Genomic DNA, 18,473 nt, shown 5'->3' with positions numbered 1-18,473 from the left:
CGCTGCCCGCGGATGCCGTTTGAACGAACTCTCCCGAGCACTGTATTGTTCAGGCCGTGCCGAGAGCGCAGCTCACGGCACAAGGGGGCGATTAGCTCAGTGGGAGAGCGCTTCGTTCACACCGAAGAGGTCACTGGTTCGAACCCAGTATCGCCCACCCCCAGCAGGCCGGGACGCCAACAGGCGGCCCGGCCTTCGCCGTTGATGCGCGCGTGCGTCTGCCGTGGTTCCCGGCCGGGGCTCGGGGCGTCCGGAGATGTCTGATTGATTCGAATCGGCGAGGGATGCGCCGAAGGTCCGTCGAACCGTTGGCCGTTCATGCTCCGCACGCCGGGCGGGTGGCCGAACGGTCCGGTGCGGGCCCGGCTCGGCGTCTCCGGCGGGCGGGGGACTCAGGCGGCGGCGGGCATCGCGGGGCGCAGCGGCCACGCCGGGTCGACCGCCTCGGGTGTGCCGTTGTGCGCGAACCACTCCTGCAGTCCGCGTGCCTGCGCCGCATGCCAGACGGCCTGCCGGGCGTGCATCTCGGCCGCGCTCAGCCGTTCCAGCCGTGCGGCGAAACGGCGCCCCACCGTCCGTACGACCTCCAGTGCGGCCACCGCGTCGGCCGCCGCGTCATGGGCGCCGGCCAGGGGTACGTCGTAGTGCTCGCACAGGTCGGTGAGCGTCCGGCGGCCCTTGCGGTAGCGGTCCAGGTGCTTGTCGAGCACCCGCGGGTCCAGGACGCACAGCGAGGCACCCCCCAGGTAGCCGGCCAGCGACGAGGCGCGGTGCCGTTTCAACTCCCGGTCCAGCAGGGTCAGATCGAAGGGAGCGTTCATCACCACCAGCGGCGTCCCGGCCGCGCACTGGGTCGCCAGGGCGCGCGCCACCTCCTCCATCACCGGTGCGGGCCACCGGCCGTGCCGCTGGAGATGGTCCTCGGTCAGCCCGTGCACCGCGGTTGCCCCCTCGGGCACCGGCACGCCCGGATTGACGAGCCAACGGGTCACCAGCGGCATCGAGCCGGGCGCGCTCTGCAGCACCAGCGCCGCGGAGACGATCCGGTCCTGCTCGACGTCGACCCCGGTGGTCTCGGTGTCGAACGCGGCGAGTGGTCCGTCGAACCAGCACGGCATGTCACAACTCCTCTCGCGAACCCGGCCGATGAGCACCGGCAGATGAGCAACGGTCCCCGCCCGACCGGGTGATACCCGGGCCGTTTGTTCCGTACGCCGGGCGGAGACAACACATATGACGGATCGTTCGGAAATAGTCGGTCCACTGCTCGGTCCACTGCTCGTCGGGGTCCACGGCTCGGACAAGGGACCGGCAAGGCCCGGAAGGCTCTTCGGACATGGCGCTCGCCCAGCCCGAACCTGGGGGCATATCCCGTGCCGGTCACGGGACGGGGCCGCTGCCGGAGCGGATCGCACCGCTGCGCGGCTCACTCGCCACGACCGCCTGCATGGAGACCCTGCAGGTGGGATACCTCCACGCGGTCGCGGCGGCGGCCGGGTGCTCGCTCGCCCAGCCGTTCCCGGACAACGGGATCGACTGGCACGTCAGCCACGGCGCCCCCGGCCATGCCGTCGACGACGAAGTGACGATCAAGGTGCAGCTCAAGTGCACCTACCAGACGGCCCCGCGCCCGGCCGGGCCCGCCTTCTCCTTCACGCTGGACAACGACCACCTGGTGAAGCTGGCCCGCACCCCGGTGGCGGTGCACAAGATCCTCGTCGTGATGCTGGCGCCGCGACGGCCCGAGGAGTGGCTGCGCGCCTCCCACGACTGCCTCGAACTGCGGCACTGCTGCTACTGGATCAACCTCGCCGGTCACCCCGTGACGGGCCGGCGCAGGACCACTGTCCGGATCCCGACCGCACGGATCTTCGACGACCGCGCGCTCTGCGAGATCATGACCCGCGTCGGGGTGGGAGGGAGACCTTGATGCACCGGCCGTCCGACGAGCCCGTACGACCGCAGCACCGGGACGCCGGGGGACCGCCGCCCGGCGGCGCCTGCCCCGACCCCGAACAGCTGGATCCCGCCGTCCTCGCCGCACTGCTGGCCCGGCACGGCTGGCGGCGGCGGGGCGGCGCGGCCGGCCGGTACAGCCGCTGGACGCCGCCCGGGCCCGGTGCCGGCACCAGCCTGCTGGTGCCGGAGCGCCGCGCCTTCCCCGACGCCGCCGACCTGCTGGCCGAGGCCCTCACCGCCCTGTCCCGCAGCCCCGCCCCCTCCGCCCGTGACGTCCTCGTCGGACTCTCCGTGCCCAGCGACGAGGTCCGCTGGTGGCGCCAGGTGCCGGAGGACGGCGGCGGTGCCGCGCCGTGGCCCGCCCACGAGCGGCTGCGGGCCGGGGCCCGGGCGATGCTCCTCGCCGGTGCGCTCGCCGCCCGTGGCCGGGCCGGCTACCACGGGGCGCGCCACCAGGCGCAGGCCGAAGCGGCCCTGGAACCGGTGCTCGTCGGGGCCGGGCCGGGTGACGGGCGCCGGCTCACGGTGTTCGTACCGGCCGGCGGCGGCCGGGCCACCGTCACCACCCTGCTGCGCGCCCTGCAGGCCGCCCGCGACGCGACCGACTACCAGCGCGCCACGGGTGGAATGGAGGCGTTCGACGCGGCGGTCGGGATGGGCATGTGCCATGAGCTGGCCGAGTCGGTCGTGGCTCTCGTCCGGGGCTCCGAGGGGCTGCGGGTGACGGTGGACTGGTCACCCGCGGCCGGTGTGCCGGAGGGCTTCGCCCGCCGGCCCGAGCCGGTGGAGTTCTCCCCGGGGGACCTGCCGGCGCTCCGCGAGGCCGGAGCGCGGTACGCCCGCGACGAGCCCTCCGTGCCGGTGCGGGTCACCGGCGCGGTGGTACGGATGCGTCGCTCGGCGCCCTCGGGGCCCGGAACCGTACGGCTGCGGGTGCTCGCCGGGGCCGATGTGGCCCAGGTCCGGGTGGTGCTGGACGAGGACGCGTACCGGATCGCCGGGCAGGCCCACCTGATCGGTCTGCCGGTCCGGGTGAGCGGCCGGCTGGAGAGCCGCAGCGGCTTCCGCCGGCTCACCGGGGCCTCCGGGGTGGTGCCGGTCCCGGTGGACGAGGCCGAGCGGGACCGGCTGATGAAGTCCCTGCAGGAGAACCTCGGCTTCTTCGAGGAGGCCTGCGGGGGCGACGACTGACGCCCGAGGACGTGACGACCGAGGACTGACGCTGACGCCTGAGGCACGGGCGGGGAGCGGGCCGGCAGGTCCGCCCCGGGATCGCCGCCGCCGTGCGGCGGAGCCGTGGCCGGGGGGTCGACCCCGCTCCCCGGCCGTGCCCCGGCGGCTGTCGGTGCGCCCGCGCCGGAGCGCGAGAGCCTGCGCCCAGCCGAGCTCAGCCCAGCCCAGCCCAGCCCAGCCCGAGCCGGAGTCCGAGCCGGATCCTGGGGCCGAGCCCGAGCCCGAGCCCGAGCCCCAGCCCCAGCCCGTCCCGAGCCCGAGCCCGAGCCCGAGCCCGAGCCCGTGCCCGTGCCCGTGCCCGAGCCAGCGACCGTGCCCGCCGCCGCAGCCGAGGCGCCGGGCCGTGCCCGCTGGGAAGGCGGACCGTGCGGGCAGGACAGCGGCAGGAGCCACCGCCGCAGCGCCGCCCACGGCGAGGCCGTGCCACTCAGCCGTGCCGCTCAGAAGATCTGCGACTTCCGGTGCCGGTAGAGGTCCCGCAGCAGCGCGATCTCCGCGCCGTGATGGATGGCCTCGCGGTTGATGTGCAGCACCAGCGTGGCCATCGGCACCTCGGCGTACGGTCCCTCCGCCGGGCCGCAGGGCCGGGCCAGCTCCTCCTCGCCGAGGCCGCGCGCCCCCGCCGTCCACGCCGCGTACGCCGTGTCGAGCTGGGCGAGGGCCTCCTCGGCCGTGCCCGCGTACGCGAAGCTTTGGTAGTCGACGGGCGGACCGCCGAAGTGCGAGGCGACCCGCGCCCCGAACACCCCGACGATCAGATGGGCCAGCCGCCAGGCGACCGTCGTCACCCGCGGCGGATCGGGTTCGGGGACGGCGTAGTCGATGGTGAGGTCGCCCGCGCCCGCCGTGATCGGAGCCGTGCTCTCGCCCCGGGGCCGCACGCTCCAGCAACCGGGGACCGGCTCCCAGAAGTACTCGTCGTCGGAGAGGCCGTCCAGGCGCGGGCGCAGCTGGTTCCGCCAGTGCAGGTCGAGCTGCTCGACCAGTTGCTCGTTCCAGTCGATTGCCATGCCGCCACGCTACGGCCTGCGACGGCGCGTCCCCGGCGCACCGGGCCGGTGCCCGGCCCGGTGGTGCGCCACCCTTTAGCGGTCGGCCCGTCCGGCTCGGTACGATTCAGGGCGCGCAGCGTCCGCTGTCGCCCCCCATGAGTCAGGAGAGACCGGTGTCAGACGTCCGTGTGATCATCCAACGCGATTCCGAGCGGGAAGAGCGCGTGGTGACCACGGGCACCACGGCGGCGGAACTCCTGGGCGGCGACCGCAGCATCGTCGCCGCGCGCGTGGGCGGCCGGCTCAAGGACCTCGCGTACGAGGTCGCCGAGGGCGACGAGGTCGAGCCGGTGCTGATCGGCTCCCCGGACGGTCTGAACATCCTGCGGCACTCCACCGCGCACGTCATGGCGCAGGCCGTGCAGGAGCTCTTCCCCGAGGCCAAGCTGGGCATCGGCCCGCCCATCAAGGACGGCTTCTACTACGACTTCGACGTCGAGCAGCCCTTCCAGCCGGACGACCTCAAGCGCATCGAGAAGAAGATGCAGGAGATCGTCAAGCGCGGGCAGCGCTTCGCGCGCCGTGCCGTCTCCGACGACGCCGCCCGCGAGGAGCTGGCCGAGGAGCCGTACAAGCTGGAGCTGATCGGCCTCAAGGGCTCCGCCGCCGAGGCCGCCGAGGGCGCGTCCGCCGAGGTCGGCGCCGGTGAGCTCACCATGTACGACAACCTCGACGCGAAGACCGGCGACCTGTGCTGGAAGGACCTCTGCCGCGGTCCGCACCTGCCGACCACCCGCGTCGTCCCGGCGTTCAAGCTGATGCGCTCCGCCGCCGCCTACTGGCGCGGCAGCGAGAAGAACAAGCAGCTCCAGCGGATCTACGGCACCGCCTGGCCGTCCAAGGACGAGCTGAAGGCGCACCTGGACTTCCTCGCCGAGGCCGAGAAGCGCGACCACCGCAAGCTCGGCTCCGAGCTGGACCTCTTCTCCATCCCCGAGGACATCGGCTCCGGCCTCGCGGTCTTCCACCCCAAGGGCGGCATCATCCGCCGGGTCATGGAGGACTACTCCCGCAAGCGGCACGAGGAGGCGGACTACGAGTTCGTCTACACCCCGCACGCCACCAAGGGGAAGCTGTTCGAGAAGTCGGGCCACCTGGACTGGTACGCCGACGGCATGTACCCGCCCATGCAGCTCGACGAGGGCGTGGACTACTACCTCAAGCCCATGAACTGCCCCATGCACAACCTGATCTTCGACGCGCGGGGCCGCTCGTACCGCGAACTGCCGCTGCGGCTCTTCGAGTTCGGCACGGTCTACCGCTACGAGAAGTCGGGCGTCGTGCACGGCCTGACCCGGGCCCGCGGCTTCACCCAGGACGACGCGCACATCTACTGCACCCGTGAGCAGATGGCGGACGAGCTGGACTCGCTGCTCACCTTCGTGCTGAACCTGCTGCGCGACTACGGCCTGGAGGACTTCTACCTGGAGCTGTCCACCAAGGACCCGGAGAAGTTCATCGGCTCGGACGAGAACTGGGAGCAGGCCACCCAGGCGCTCCGCGAGGCCGCCGAGAAGCAGGGCCTGGACCTGGTCATGGACCCGGGCGGCGCCGCCTTCTACGGCCCGAAGATCTCGGTCCAGGCGAAGGACGCGATCGGCCGCACCTGGCAGATGTCCACCATCCAGGTCGACTTCAACCTGCCCGACCGGTTCGACCTCGAGTACACCGCCGCCGACGGTTCCCGCCAGCGTCCGGTGATGATCCACCGCGCGCTGTTCGGCTCCATCGAGCGGTTCTTCGCGGTGCTGCTGGAGCACTACGCGGGTGCCTTCCCGGCCTGGCTCGCCCCGGTCCAGGTCGTCGGAATCCCGATCGGCGACGACCACGTCCCGTACCTGAAGGAGGTCGCCGCCAAGCTCCGGGCCAAGGGCATCCGCATCGAGGTGGACGGCTCCTCCGACCGGATGCAGAAGAAGATCCGCAACGCCCAGAAGGCGAAGGTCCCGTTCATGCTGATCGCGGGCGACGACGACGTCTCCAAGGGCGCGGTCTCCTTCCGCTACCGCAACGGCGAGCAGAAGAACGGCGTGCCGGTCGACGAGGCCGTCGCCGAGATCCTGCAGGCCGTCGAGGACCGCGTCCAGGTCTGATCAGCCGCGCCCGCCCCCGGAGTCCGGACCCGTTCCGCCGCCCTCCGGGGGCGTACGGCTCTCCGGGGGGCGGCGCGTCCCCTGCACCCCCTCCCGGTAGCTCTGCACCAGCCAGGAGGAGAACACCCCGACCACCGCGCCGATCAGCCCGACGCCGACGGCCATCAGGACGGCCGCCACGACCCTGCCGAGCGGCGTGATGGGCACCGCGTCGCCGTAACCGGTGGTGGAGAGCGTCACACAGGCCCACCACACCGCGTCACCGAAGGTCGTGATCGTGGCCCCGGGGGCGTGGCGCTCCGCCCGGTAGACGGCCAGGCTGGCGGAGTAGCCCAGCAGCAGCGCGGTCAGCAGGGTCAGCGACATGACCTGGCCCTCCAGGCTCATGCGCGATTCCCGGTGGCGGGTCTGCGCCGCCGCGTAGGCGTGCATCATCCGCAGCGGGCGCAGCAGCGGCAGCAGCATCACCAGCAGGTCCAGCCAGCGGCGCCGGACGAACTCGCCCCGGGGCCGGCTGAGCGCCAGCCGGCCGAAGTAGTCGATGCCGAAGACCGTCCACGTCCCGACGGTCACCGAGAGCCAGAAGTCGTACCAGCCCGGTGACAGGCCGGGGACCAGCACATGCACCGAGTACGCCGTGAGGTACAGCAGGGATGCCAGGAGCAGCGGGAACTCGGCGTGCCGTTCCCACCGCTGCACCCGGCTGTTGTCGTCCATCGGTTCAGCATCCCGGCCGGGGCCGCGGCATCCGCCCCGGCGACACGCCGCGAACGGGCGAAGTCATATGCTGCACACCATGACGAGTGAGCCGGAACAGCAGATCGGAGTGGGGACGCAGGACGCGTTCCAGCGCCTGTGGACGCCCCACCGGATGGCTTACATCCAGGGGGAGAACAAGCCGACGGGGCCGGGCGCCGGGGACGGCTGCCCGTTCTGCACCATCCCGGAGAAGTCCGACGAGGACGGCCTCGTCCTCGCCCGGGGCGAGCACGTCTACGCGGTGCTGAATCTGTACCCGTACAACGGCGGGCACCTCATGGTCGTCCCGTTCCGGCACGTCGCCGACTACACCGACCTCGACGCCGCGGAGACCGCCGAGCTGGGCGAGTTCACCAAGGCGGCCATGCGGGCGCTGCGCACCGCGTCCGGGGCCCACGGCTTCAACATCGGGATGAACCAGGGCACCGTCGCCGGCGCCGGGATCGCCGCGCACCTGCACCAGCACGTGGTGCCGCGCTGGGGCGGGGACACCAACTTCATGCCGGTCGTCGGCCACACCAAGGTGCTGCCGCAGCTCCTCGCCGACACCCGCCGGATGCTGGCGGAGGCCTGGCCGGCCTCCTGAACCGCGCGACGGGCCCGGCGCCTGCAGCCGTGCGAAGGGCCCGTGGGGAGCGCGCTCCCCACGGGCTCTCGTGCCGCTCGTGCCGCTGCCGGGCGGCTACGCGTTGTAGACGTCCGCCTGCCGCGGCTCCGCGCCCTGCACCGCGCCGCTGAGGAAGGTCGAGCGGGTGCCGAAGTTCTCGGTGTCCACGCCGTTCTCCGCCAGCACCTTGATCGCCGCCGAGTGCACCACCCGCAGCACCGGGGTGGCCGCCCGCAGCGCGTCGTCGGCCATGAAGCGGTGCCGCCACGGCTGGTCAGCCCAGGCGTGCCGCAGGCCGAACGGCTCCGGCAGCGACAGCTTCCCGCCGAGGTAGTCGAGGACCGACGGGAACCAGGTGAGCGGGGCGCGCGCGGACAGCCGCACGACCTCCCGGGGATCCACCAGCGGCAGGTTCACCGTCCGGGTCTCCCAGAACTTGACGCTCTTGGAGACCTCCTTGGTCTTCGCCGCGGGCTTGGTGGTGAACAGCGGGTGCACCGGCCCCAGCGCGTGGCCCGTCACCTCGATCCGCAGCGTGTGGTGCAGCACGGTGACGGTGACCAGCAGGGTGATCACCAACTGGCCGTCCCACAGCACGAACTGGACACCCAGGTAGTGCCGGTTGCCGCTGCCGAACTGCTGCTCGTTGCAGATGCGCTGTATCTCGGCGCTCTTGATCTGGAAGTGGTCGGTCTCCGCGCCGTTCGGCCGGGACACCTCGGCGGCGTTCTCCCCGATCGGCGACACCACCCAGTGCGTCACCGAGGGGGTGGGGAAGCCGCCGGTGTGCAGCGGGCCGCGCTCCAGCAGCCGCAGCTGGTCGTGGACCGCGCGGATGACGTCCCAGCTGCGGAACGGGTTGATCTCCTTGTCGGGGTCGCTGGAGACCAGCTGCTCCGCCAGGTGCCAGCTGCCCCAGCGGGTGCCCATGCCGAGTATCCCCTTGGGGCCGGCGTAGAAGACCAGATTGCTGCGCTGCTCGGCGCTGAGCATGGCCAGACCCTGCCGGAGCCGTTCGGCGCTGGTCTCGTTCGGGTTGCCCGGCACCGCCTCGGGGATCTTCGCCCCGATGCCGCCGCCCGACAGCAGCCCCTCCCAGCGCTCCCGGAGGTCCTTGGCGGTGCTCTCGCAGACCCGCTTGGCCACCAGCCAGCCGACCACCGGAACGAGCATGACGAACCGCAGGTACAACGAGAGCGCGCCGGTCATCGGCGGCTTCAGCAGCAGCATCACGGCCAGGCCGCCCACCGCCACCAGCACGACGCTCCCCAGCGCCCCCGCACCCGACTTCTGCCCCCCGGCCAGCGTCCGGCGCAGCTGGAACGCGGAGAGCCACACCAGCATGCCCGGCAGGAACAGCAGCCCGAAGACCGCCATCACCACGGTCAGCCGGGCGTCGCGCTCCTTGCGGATCCGGTTGGCGGCCAGGCAGTGCTCGACGACGGCCTGCGGTTCGGTGCCGAAGGACTGGATCAGCGCGGGCCGGGCGCCGCCCAGCATCCGCACCTGGACGGCACGGGAGAAGGCCTCACCGAGGTTCGGCTCGAACAGGGACAGTTTCGGCGCCGTGATCTTTGACTTGTGCCACTCGTTGTTCGCCTTCAGCACATCCGCGACCGGGCTGTCCCGATACGCGGCGGAGGCCAGGGCACTGGTCGCCGCCGTCTGCCCGTCGGAGCCGGACAGCGGGACCTGTGCCCCGGGACTGAAGTCGAAACTGCCCTCTGTCACTACCGCCCCCAACACCGCTCGGTATCCGCTGCTGCGGCTCTTCCCGGCAGCAACGCCCCGCACACCTTCTGAACTGCATCTCAGCGTATCCGCGGTGAGCCGCCCGCCGCACGGCAGTTGAGGCGGGCGGCAGGTCAACTATGCGCCGGATCCAGCCTGTTCACGGATCTTGGTGGCGAGCTGCGGCGGCATCGGCTCGTGCCGCGAGTACGCACGGCTGAACCGCCCGGTGCCGTGCGACAGGGACCGCAGGTCCACCGCGTACCGGCCGATCTCGATCTCGGGGATCTCGGCCCGGACGAGGGTGCGCCCCGCCCCGGCCTGTTCGGTGCCGACCACCCGGCCCCGGCGGCTCGAGAGGTCGCTCATGACCGGGCCGACGTACTCGTCCGCGACCAGCACCTTGACCTCGGCGTACGGCTCCAGCAGATGGATGTGGGCCTCGGCCGCCGCCTCGCGCAGCGCCAGTGCGCCCGCCGTCTGAAAAGCGGCGTCGGAGGAGTCGACCGAGTGCGCTTTGCCATCCAGCAGGGTGACCCGGACGTCCACCAGTTCGTACCCGGCGGCGACCCCGCGGAGGGCCTGGGCGCGGACGCCCTTCTCCACCGAAGGGATGAATTGCCGCGGCACGGCACCGCCGACGACCTTGTCCACGAACTCGATGCCGGAGCCCGCCGGCAGCGGCTCCACCTCGATCTCGCAGATCGCGTACTGCCCGTGCCCGCCGGACTGTTTGACGTGCCGGCCGCGCCCCGCGGACCGTTCGCCGAACGTCTCGCGCAGCGACACCCGGTGCGGTACGGCGTCGACCCGGACGCCGTACCGGCTGCGCAGCCGCTCCAGCGCCACATCCACATGTGCCTCGCCCAGGCACCACAGCACCACCTGGTGGGTGTCGGGATTCTGCTCCAGGCGCATCGTCGGGTCCTCGGCGACCAGCCGGGACAGCCCCTGGGACAGCTTGTCCTCGTCCGGCTTGCTGTGTGCCTCGATCGCCACCGGCAGCAGCGGGTCGGGCATCACCCACGGCTCCATCAGCAGCGGACCGTCCTTGGCCGACAGGGTGTCGCCGGTCTCGGCGCGGCTCAGTTTCGCCACACAGGCCAGGTCGCCCGCGATCGCCTGGGGCAGTACCCGCTGCTGCTTGCCGAACGGGGCGGAGAGCGCGCCGATGCGCTCGTCCACGTCGTGGTCCTCGTGGCCGCGGTCCTCCAGGCCGTGGCCGGACACATGCACCGTCTCGTCGGGGCGCAGCGTCCCGGAGAACACCCGGACCAGACTGATCCGGCCCACGTACGGGTCGGAGGTGGTCCGGACCACCTCCGCGGCCAGCGGCCCGTCCGGATCGCAGGCCAGGGCGGGCCGGGGCGCGCCGTCCGGGGTGGTGACCGCGGGGGCCTCGCGCTCCAGCGGCGTCGGGAACCCGCCGGTGATCAGCTCCAGGAGCTCCACCGTCCCGATGCCCTGCCGGCTGCCCTCGGCCGCGGGGGCGGCGGCCAGCACCGGGTGGAACGTCCCGCGGGCGACCGCCCGTTCCAGGTCCTGGATCAGGGTCTTGACGTCGATCTCCTCGCCGCCGAGGTAGCGGTCCATCAGGGTCTCGTCCTCGCTCTCGGCGATGATCCCCTCGATGAGCCGGTTGCGCGCCTCCTCGATCAGCGGCAGGTGCTCGGGGTCCGGTGCCCGCTCGGTCCGTTCCCCCGAGGAGTAGTCGAAGACCCGCTGGGAGAGCAGGCCGATCAGCCCGGCCACCGGCGCGTGTCCGTCCGGGCCCTCCGCGCCGTGCAGCGGGAGGTAGAGCGGCAGCACCGCGTCCGGGTCGTCGCCCCCGAAGGCCTGGCCGCACACCGCCGTCATCCCCTCGAAGTCGGCGCGCGCCGACTCCAGGTGGGTCACCACGATCGCCCGCGGCATGCCCACCGCGGCGCACTCCTCCCACACCATGCGGGTCGAGCCGTCCACGCCGTCCGCCGCCGAGACGACGAAGAGGGCCGCGTCCGCTGCCCGCAGACCGGCCCTCAACTCCCCGACGAAATCGGCGTATCCGGGGGTGTCCAGAATATTGATCTTGACTCCGCCCCACTCCACCGGAACGAGGGAGAGCTGTACCGAACGCTGCTGGCGGTGCTCGATCTCGTCGTAGTCGGAGAGCGTGCCGCCGTCCTCGACCCGGCCCGCCCGGTTCACCGCGCCCGCCGCGAGGGCGAGGGCTTCCACCAGCGTCGTCTTTCCGGAGCCGCTGTGGCCGACCAGCACCACATTCCGAATGGCGGAGGGCCGGTCGGCCGTCGCCGCCCTGCCGGCGGCCCCGGGGTGGGTGTTCGTCTTGTCGCCCATGTGCGTCGCCTCCCGGTCTGCACCTGTTGCGTTCTTCGAGCTTTCCACCCCCGTCACGATGCGTCCATACGTCGTACCCGCGACAGCGGGCGCGGGTGCCCCGCAGTGCGCCGGTGCGGGCCTGGCTACGATGGGGCCACCGGTGGCCACTGGGGCCGCGCGGCGCCCCCTACCCTCCGGGAAGGCCATGCTGAACAAGTACGCGCGTGCGTTTTTCACGCGTGTTCTCACACCGTTCGCCGCGCTGCTGTTGCGCCTGGGGGTCAGTCCGGACGCGGTGACCCTCGCCGGGACCACCGGTGTGGTGGCGGGTGCCCTGGTCTTCTTCCCCCGCGGAGAGCTCTTCTGGGGCACCATGGTGATCACCCTGTTCGTCTTCTCGGACCTGGTGGACGGCAACATGGCCCGGCAGTTGGGCAGGTCGAGCCGGTGGGGTGCCTTCCTGGACTCCACGCTCGACCGGGTCGCGGACGCCGCGATCTTCGGCGGGCTGGCGCTCTGGTACGCGGGCCGCGGGGACGACCTGCTGCTCTGCGCCGTCACGATCTTCTGCCTGGCCAGCGGGCAGGTCGTCTCGTACACCAAGGCGCGGGGCGAGAGCATCGGCCTGCCGGTGAACGTCAACGGCCTGGTGGAGCGGGCCGAACGGCTGGTGATCACGCTGGTCGCGGCCGGGCTCGCCGGGCTGCACACGTTCGGTGTGCCGCACATCGACATCCTGTTGCCGATCGCGTTGTGGATCGTCGCCGTGGGCAGCCTGGTCACGCTCGGGCAGCGGATGGTCACCGTACGCCGGGAGGCCGCGGAGGCCGACGGCACGGCCGCCGCACAGGGGAGTGAGGCGACATGAAGCACCGGATCACCGACGCGCTGTACGGGCTCGGCTGGGGCACGGTCAAGCACCTGCCGGAGCCGGTGGCCACGGCGCTCGGCCGGCGGATCGCCGACACGGTCTGGAAGCGCCGCGGCAAGGGCGTGCTGCGGCTGGAGTCCAACCTCGCCCGGGTCGTCCCGGACGCGGGCCCGCAGCGCCTCGCGGAGCTGTCCCGGGCCGGTATGCGCTCGTACCTGCGCTACTGGATGGAGTCCTTCCGGCTGCCGGCCTGGAGCAAGGAGCGGGTGGCGGGCGGCTTCGAGGTCAAGGACGTGCACCTGCTGGAGGAGGGGCTGGCGAGCGGCCGCGGGGTGATACTCGCGCTGCCCCACCTGGCCAACTGGGACCTCGCCGGCGCCTGGGTCACCACCGCGCTCGGGGTGCCCTTCACCACGGTCGCCGAGCGGCTGGAGCCCGCGACGCTCTACGACCGGTTCGTCGCCTACCGCGAGGGACTGGGCATGGAGGTGCTGCCGCACAGCGGCGGCAGCGCGTTCGGCACCCTCGCCCGGCGGCTGCGCGCCGGCGGGCTGGTCTGCCTGGTCGCCGACCGGGACCTGTCCGCCTCCGGCGTCGAGGTCTCGTTCTTCGGCGACGCGGCCCGGATGCCCGCCGGCCCCGCGATCCTCGCCCAGCAGACCGGCGCGCTGCTGCTGCCCGTCACCCTCTGGTACGACGGGACGCCGGTCATGCGCGGCCGGATCCACCCGGCCATCGAGGTGCCGGCGGGCGGCGACCGCACCTCGCGCACCGCCACGATCACCCAGGCCCTGGCCGATGTGTTCGCCGCGGGCATCGCCGAGCACCCCGAGGACTGGCACATGCTCCAGCGGCTGTGGATCAAGGATCTCGAGCCCCGCCCCGACCGCCCGGCCGCCCCCGGAACGGCAGAGACCGGAACGGAGACAGCGTGAGGATCGGCATCGTCTGCCCGTACTCGTGGGACGTACCGGGCGGCGTCCAGTTCCACATCCGCGACCTGGCCGAGCACCTGATCCGGCTGGGCCACGAGGTGTCCGTCCTGGCCCCGGCGGACGACGAGACGCCGCTGCCGCCGTACGTCGTCTCCGCCGGGCGGGCCGTCCCGGTGCCGTACAACGGCTCGGTGGCCCGGCTGAACTTCGGCTTCCTCTCCGCCGCGCGGGTGCGCCGCTGGCTGCACGACGGCGACTTCGAGGTGCTGCACATCCACGAGCCCACCTCGCCGTCGCTGGGGCTGCTGTCCTGCTGGGCGGCGCAGGGGCCGATCGTGGCGACCTTCCACACCTCGAACCCGCGCTCCCGCGCCATGATCGCCGCGTATCCGATCCTGCAGCCCGCGCTGGAGAAGATCAGCGCGCGCATCGCGGTGAGCGAGTACGCCCGGCGGACCCTCGTCGAGCACCTGGGCGGGGACGCGGTCGTGATTCCCAACGGCGTCGAGGTGAACTTCTTCGCCGGCGCCGAGCCCAAGCCCGAGTGGCAGGGCGACACCGCCCGCGCGGCCGCGCAGCGGTCCGGCGGTGACACCGACGGGCCCGTACCGGCCGCGGGCGAGGGGCGGACGATCGGCTTCATCGGCCGGATCGACGAATCCCGCAAGGGCCTGCCGGTGCTGATGAAGGCGCTGCCCGGAATCCTCGCCGAACGGCCGGAGACCCGGCTGCTGGTCGCCGGGCGCGGCGACGAGGAGGAGGCCGTCGCGGGGCTCCCCGCCGAGTTCCGGGACCGGGTCGAGTTCCTCGGCATGGTCAGCGACGAGGACAAGGCGCGCCTGCTCCGCAGTGTCGACCTCTACGTGGCGCCGAACACCGGCGGCGAGAGCTTCGGGATCATCCTCGTCGAGGCCATGAGCGCGGGCGCCCCGGTGCTCGCCAGCGATCTGGACGCGTTCGCCCAGGTGCTCGACGGGGGAGAGGCCGGGGAGCTGTTCGCCAACGAGGACGCGGACGCGCTGGCCCGCAGCGCGGTGCGGCTGCTGGGCGACCCGGCACGCCTGGCCGAGCTGCGCGAGCTGGGCAGCCGGCACGTCCGGCGGTTCGACTGGGGGACGGTCGGCGCGGACATCCTGGCGGTCTACGAGACGGTGACCGACGGCGCGGCCTCGGTGGCGGCCGACGACCGCACCACGGGGCTGCGCGCCCGGCTGGGGCTGGCCCGCGGCTGACTCCGCCGCCCCGCCGGGGCCTGTCGCCGGTCCTGTGTCCGGAGGCGGTGCCCCGGGGGCCGCGCCGCGTGGATCGGCCGCGGCTCGGCTCGGGCCGGGTGTTCGCGCCGCTGCCGCGTGCTGCAGCCGCAGCGGCCCGGAAGCGGAGGCCGCTTGCGTGCGTGGCCCGGAAGCGGAGGCCGCACCGCACGACCCCCCGCGGCTCGGCCCGCCCCGGGCGCTCGGGCCGGCTGCCGCGTGCGGGTGCGTCCCGCGGCGGCCGGTACTGTGACCCGGCGTGAGCACCTTGATCTGGATCGCAGTCGCCCTGCTCCTCGTCGGCGTCTACCTCAGCTGGACGGCCGGCCGCCTCGACCGGCTGCACGCCCGGATCGACGCCGCCCGGGCCGCGCTCGACGCCCAACTGCTGCGCCGCGCCTCGGTGGCCCAGGAACTGGCCACGGCAGGGGTGCTCGACCCGGCCGCGTCGATCGTGCTCTACGAGGCCGCGCACTCCGCCCGCCAGACCGAGGAGGAGCACCGCGAGGTCGCCGAGAGCGAGCTCAGCCAGGCGCTGCGGGCGGTGTTCGCGGAGACCCAGCAGGTCGAGGCGGTACGCGAGGCTCCGGGCGGCGAGGAGGCGGCCGGGGAGCTGGCCGCCGCCGTCCGCCGTGTCCCGATGGCCCGGCGCTTCCACAACGACGCCGTACGGGCCGCTCGGGCGCTGCGGCGGCACCGCACCGTGCGCTGGTTCCGGCTCGCCGGACACGCGCCGTTCCCGCTGGCCTTCGAGATGGACGACGAGCCCCCGGCGGCCCTCGCGGACCGCCCGTCCTGAGCGGCGCGGGGCCGTCCGCGAAGACGCCCGCCCCGGGCCGATCCGCCGGTGACCGGCCCGGCGGCCACCCGTCGGGTCCCGCCGCGTGGGGCGACCGCGGCCGCGCCCCCGGCCCCTGCGGGCCACCGGCGGACGATTGGCCCTTGTCGCGGACCCGCGCGGCAGGGTTGTCTCGTCCGTGCAGCAGTGCGGCGGCCCGCCCGGAACCGGATGGCCGGTCGGAGGCGGGTTCGAACGGGCCTACGATGGGCCCATCGCACATTCGTCATCGAGTGAGGTCAAACCGTGTCCACCACGCCCACCAGCACGTCCGCCAACGCCTCCAACGGGACTCCCGAGACCGGCACCGCGCGCGTCAAGCGCGGCATGGCCGAGCAGCTCAAGGGCGGCGTGATCATGGACGTCGTCACGCCGGAGCAGGCGAAGATCGCCGAGGACGCCGGTGCCGTGGCGGTCATGGCCCTGGAGCGGGTGCCCGCCGACATCCGCAAGGACGGCGGCGTGGCCCGGATGTCCGACCCGGACATGATCGACGGCATCATCAACGCCGTCTCCATCCCGGTGATGGCCAAGTCCCGGATCGGCCACTTCGTCGAGGCCCAGATCCTCCAGGCGCTCGGTGTGGACTACATCGACGAGTCCGAGGTCCTCACCCCGGCCGACGAGGTCAACCACAGCGACAAGTTCGCCTTCACCACCCCGTTCGTCTGTGGTGCCACCAACCTGGGCGAGGCCCTGCGCCGCATCGCCGAGGGCGCGGCCATGATCCGCTCCAAGGGCGAGGCCGGCACCGGCAACGTCGTCGAGGCCGTCCGCCACCTCCGCCAGATCAAGAACGAGATCGGCAAGCTGCGCGCCTACGACAACAACGAGCTGTACGCCGCCGCCAAGGAGCTGCGCGCCCCGTACGAGCTGGTCAAGGAGGTCGCGGAGCTGGGCAAGCTGCCGGTCGTGCTGTTCTCCGCCGGTGGCGTCGCCACCCCGGCCGACGCCGCGCTGATGCGCCAGCTCGGCGCCGAGGGCGTCTTCGTCGGCTCCGGCATCTTCAAGTCCGGCGACCCGGCGAAGCGCGCTGCCGCGATCGTGAAGGCCACCACCTTCTACGACGACCCGAAGATCGTCGCCGATGCCTCCCGCGGCCTGGGCGAGGCCATGGTCGGCATCAACTGCGACACCCTCCCCGAGACGGAGCGCTACGCCAACCGCGGTTGGTGACAGCCGGTTCGCGGCCGCGCCGCGGTCCCACCGACTCCCCGATGGACGGCCCGCGGCGCCCGCGGGCCGTCCATCGGCCGTCCACCCCACGCATCTGCTGAGAGGCCCACCGTGTCCACCCCAGTCATCGGCGTCCTCGCCCTCCAGGGCGACGTCCGGGAGCACCTCGTGGCGCTCGCCGAGGCCGACGCCCAGGCCCGTCCCGTCCGCCGTGCCGAGGAACTCGCCGAGGTCGACGGCCTGGTGATCCCCGGTGGCGAGTCGACCACCATGTCCAAGCTGGCGGTCGCCTTCGGCGTGCTGGAGCCGCTGCGCGAGCGGGTGCGCGCGGGCCTGCCGACGTACGGCACCTGCGCCGGCATGATCATGCTGGCGAACAAGATCCTGGACGGCCGGGAGGACCAGGAGACCGTCGGCGGCATCGACATGATCGTGCGCCGCAACGCCTTCGGGCGGCAGAACGAGTCGTTCGAGGCCGCGGTGGACTTCACCGGCGTCGACGGCGGCCCGGTCGAGGGCGTCTTCATCCGGGCGCCCTGGGTGGAGTCGGTCGGTGGTGACGTCGAGGTGCTGGCCACGCACGAGGAGCACATGGTCGCCGTGCGGCAGGGCCAGGTGCTTGCCACGTCCTTCCACCCGGAGCTCACCGGGGACCACCGCGTCCACCGGCTGTTCGTGGACATGGTCCGCGGCGCCTAGGCTGTCCTGCCCGGAGCGGAGCCCGGTCCGGCCCCGGCCGCGGCGGGCGGCGCGCACGAGGAGACGAGCGGATCCCGGTAGGATCACAGGGGTTCGTTCAACATGGGTTACGTGAAGGAGACAGGCGGATGTCCGGCCACTCTAAATGGGCTACGACGAAGCACAAGAAGGCCGTGATCGATGCCAAGCGCGGCAAGCTCTTCGCGAAGCTGATCAAGAACATCGAGGTCGCGGCCCGCACCGGCGGCGGTGACCCGGACGGCAACCCCACGCTCTACGACGCCATTCAGAAGGCGAAGAAGAGCTCCGTCCCGAACAAGAACATCGACAGCGCGGTCAAGCGCGGAGCGGGCCTCGAGGCCGGCGGCGCCGACTACGAGACGATCATGTACGAGGGCTACGGGCCGAACGGTGTCGCGGTGCTCATCGAGTGCCTCACCGACAACCGCAACCGGGCCGCCTCGGACGTCCGCGTCGCCATGACCCGCAACGGCGGCTCGATGGCCGACCCGGGCTCCGTCTCCTACCTCTTCAACCGCAAGGGCGTCGTGATCGTCCCCAAGGGCGAGCTGACCGAGGACGACGTGCTCGGCGCGGTCCTCGACGCCGGTGCCGAGGAGGTCAACGACCTCGGTGAGAGCTTCGAGGTGATCAGCGAGGCCACCGACCTCGTCGCGGTCCGCACGGCCCTCCAGGGCTCCGAGATCGACTACGACTCGGCCGACGCCAACTTCGTCCCGACCATGCAGGTCGAGCTCGACGAGGACGGCGCGCGCAAGATCTTCAAGCTGATCGACGCGCTGGAGGACAGCGACGACGTGCAGAACGTCTTCGCCAACTTCGATGTGTCCGACGACGTCATGGCCAAGGTCGACGCCTGACGGCCGGTCACTTCCGCATCCGGCGACGGGCCGACGGGGACACCCCGTCGGCCCGTCGGCGTTGTGCGCG

General features: G+C 72.6%; 16 protein-coding genes and 1 tRNA gene. 12 read left to right on the top strand and 5 right to left on the bottom strand.

Going from position 1 to position 18,473, the window contains the following annotated elements; translation table 11 throughout:
- Positions 1-85 precede the first annotated feature (85 nt).
- Positions 86-157, top strand: a tRNA-Val gene (locus ABT112_RS14420).
- Positions 158-392: 235 nt separating this feature from the next.
- Here ABT112_RS14420 and ABT112_RS14415 read toward each other — a convergent pair.
- Positions 393-1,118, bottom strand: coding sequence for a 3'-5' exonuclease (locus tag ABT112_RS14415; protein WP_351509259.1), 726 nt, complete (start codon positions 1,116-1,118; stop codon positions 393-395).
- Positions 1,119-1,336: 218 nt separating this feature from the next.
- On the opposite strand from ABT112_RS14415, the gene ABT112_RS14410 reads away from it, so the two are divergent.
- Together ABT112_RS14410 and ABT112_RS14405 are read left to right on the top strand one after the other, a co-directional pair.
- On the top strand, positions 1,337-1,930 hold the full coding sequence (locus ABT112_RS14410) for a DUF4365 domain-containing protein (RefSeq protein WP_351509257.1): 594 nt from the start codon (positions 1,337-1,339) through the stop codon (positions 1,928-1,930).
- A complete protein-coding gene (locus ABT112_RS14405) occupies positions 1,930-3,150 on the top strand; it encodes a hypothetical protein (RefSeq protein WP_351509255.1) in 1,221 nt (406 codons plus the stop codon). The genes ABT112_RS14410 and ABT112_RS14405 overlap by 1 nt, the downstream gene beginning before the upstream one ends.
- A gap of 482 nt (positions 3,151-3,632) precedes the next feature.
- Here the strand turns inward: ABT112_RS14405 and ABT112_RS14400 are convergent, their stop codons facing one another.
- Positions 3,633-4,202, bottom strand: coding sequence for a DinB family protein (locus tag ABT112_RS14400; protein ID WP_351509253.1), 570 nt, complete (start codon positions 4,200-4,202; stop codon positions 3,633-3,635).
- A 155-nt stretch (positions 4,203-4,357) separates the two neighbouring features.
- On the opposite strand from ABT112_RS14400, the gene thrS reads away from it, so the two are divergent.
- Positions 4,358-6,337 carry a threonine--tRNA ligase gene (thrS, locus tag ABT112_RS14395; RefSeq protein ID WP_351509251.1) on the top strand — a complete coding sequence of 660 codons (1,980 nt, stop codon included), beginning with the start codon at positions 4,358-4,360 and terminating at the stop codon, positions 6,335-6,337.
- Here the strand turns inward: thrS and ABT112_RS14390 are convergent, their stop codons facing one another.
- Positions 6,338-7,054 (bottom strand): potassium channel family protein, encoded by a 717-nt coding sequence (locus ABT112_RS14390; RefSeq protein WP_351509249.1) that lies wholly within the window; start codon positions 7,052-7,054, stop codon positions 6,338-6,340.
- Positions 7,055-7,121: 67 nt separating this feature from the next.
- Here ABT112_RS14390 and ABT112_RS14385 point away from each other — a divergent pair, with 67 nt between their 5' ends.
- Positions 7,122-7,682, top strand: a complete 561-nt coding sequence (locus tag ABT112_RS14385; RefSeq protein ID WP_351509248.1) for an HIT family protein — start codon at positions 7,122-7,124, stop codon at positions 7,680-7,682.
- Positions 7,683-7,778: 96 nt separating this feature from the next.
- On the opposite strand, the gene ABT112_RS14380 is transcribed toward ABT112_RS14385, so the two are convergent.
- Together ABT112_RS14380 and ABT112_RS14375 are read right to left on the bottom strand one after the other, a co-directional pair.
- On the bottom strand, positions 7,779-9,434 hold the full coding sequence (locus ABT112_RS14380) for an AbeC-like domain-containing protein (RefSeq protein WP_351509246.1): 1,656 nt from the start codon (positions 9,432-9,434) through the stop codon (positions 7,779-7,781).
- A gap of 138 nt (positions 9,435-9,572) precedes the next feature.
- Positions 9,573-11,771, bottom strand: coding sequence for an elongation factor G-like protein EF-G2 (locus ABT112_RS14375; protein ID WP_351509244.1), 2,199 nt, complete (start codon positions 11,769-11,771; stop codon positions 9,573-9,575).
- Positions 11,772-11,958: 187 nt separating this feature from the next.
- Between ABT112_RS14375 and pgsA the strand changes: the two genes are divergently transcribed.
- The 7 genes from pgsA (at position 11,959) to ABT112_RS14340 (ending at position 18,403) form a co-directional block, all read left to right on the top strand.
- Positions 11,959-12,621, top strand: coding sequence for a phosphatidylinositol phosphate synthase (pgsA, locus tag ABT112_RS14370; RefSeq protein ID WP_351509242.1), 663 nt, complete (start codon positions 11,959-11,961; stop codon positions 12,619-12,621).
- Positions 12,618-13,559 carry a phosphatidylinositol mannoside acyltransferase gene (locus ABT112_RS14365; protein WP_351509240.1) on the top strand — a complete coding sequence of 314 codons (942 nt, stop codon included), beginning with the start codon at positions 12,618-12,620 and terminating at the stop codon, positions 13,557-13,559. The genes pgsA and ABT112_RS14365 overlap by 4 nt, the downstream gene beginning before the upstream one ends.
- Positions 13,556-14,791 carry a glycosyltransferase family 4 protein gene (locus tag ABT112_RS14360; RefSeq protein WP_351509238.1) on the top strand — a complete coding sequence of 412 codons (1,236 nt, stop codon included), beginning with the start codon at positions 13,556-13,558 and terminating at the stop codon, positions 14,789-14,791. The genes ABT112_RS14365 and ABT112_RS14360 overlap by 4 nt, the downstream gene beginning before the upstream one ends.
- 277 nt (positions 14,792-15,068) lie before the next feature.
- Complete coding sequence (locus ABT112_RS14355) at positions 15,069-15,608, top strand: LemA family protein (protein WP_351509235.1); 540 nt, start codon at positions 15,069-15,071, stop codon at positions 15,606-15,608.
- A gap of 285 nt (positions 15,609-15,893) precedes the next feature.
- Positions 15,894-16,823 (top strand): pyridoxal 5'-phosphate synthase lyase subunit PdxS, encoded by a 930-nt coding sequence (gene pdxS / locus ABT112_RS14350; RefSeq protein ID WP_502975337.1) that lies wholly within the window; start codon positions 15,894-15,896, stop codon positions 16,821-16,823.
- A 111-nt stretch (positions 16,824-16,934) separates the two neighbouring features.
- The gene (pdxT, locus tag ABT112_RS14345) at positions 16,935-17,522 is read left to right on the top strand and encodes a pyridoxal 5'-phosphate synthase glutaminase subunit PdxT (protein ID WP_351509233.1); all 588 of its coding nucleotides are present in this window, start codon (positions 16,935-16,937) and stop codon (positions 17,520-17,522) included.
- Between the two features lie 128 nt (positions 17,523-17,650).
- Positions 17,651-18,403, top strand: a complete 753-nt coding sequence (locus ABT112_RS14340; protein WP_351509231.1) for a YebC/PmpR family DNA-binding transcriptional regulator — start codon at positions 17,651-17,653, stop codon at positions 18,401-18,403.
- The last annotated feature ends 70 nt before the right edge of the window (positions 18,404-18,473 follow it).

Source organism: Streptomyces sp. NPDC002055 (assembly GCF_040296705.1).
Classification (GTDB): domain Bacteria; phylum Actinomycetota; class Actinomycetes; order Streptomycetales; family Streptomycetaceae; genus Streptomyces.
This window is presented reverse-complemented; position numbering and strand designations above follow the sequence as displayed.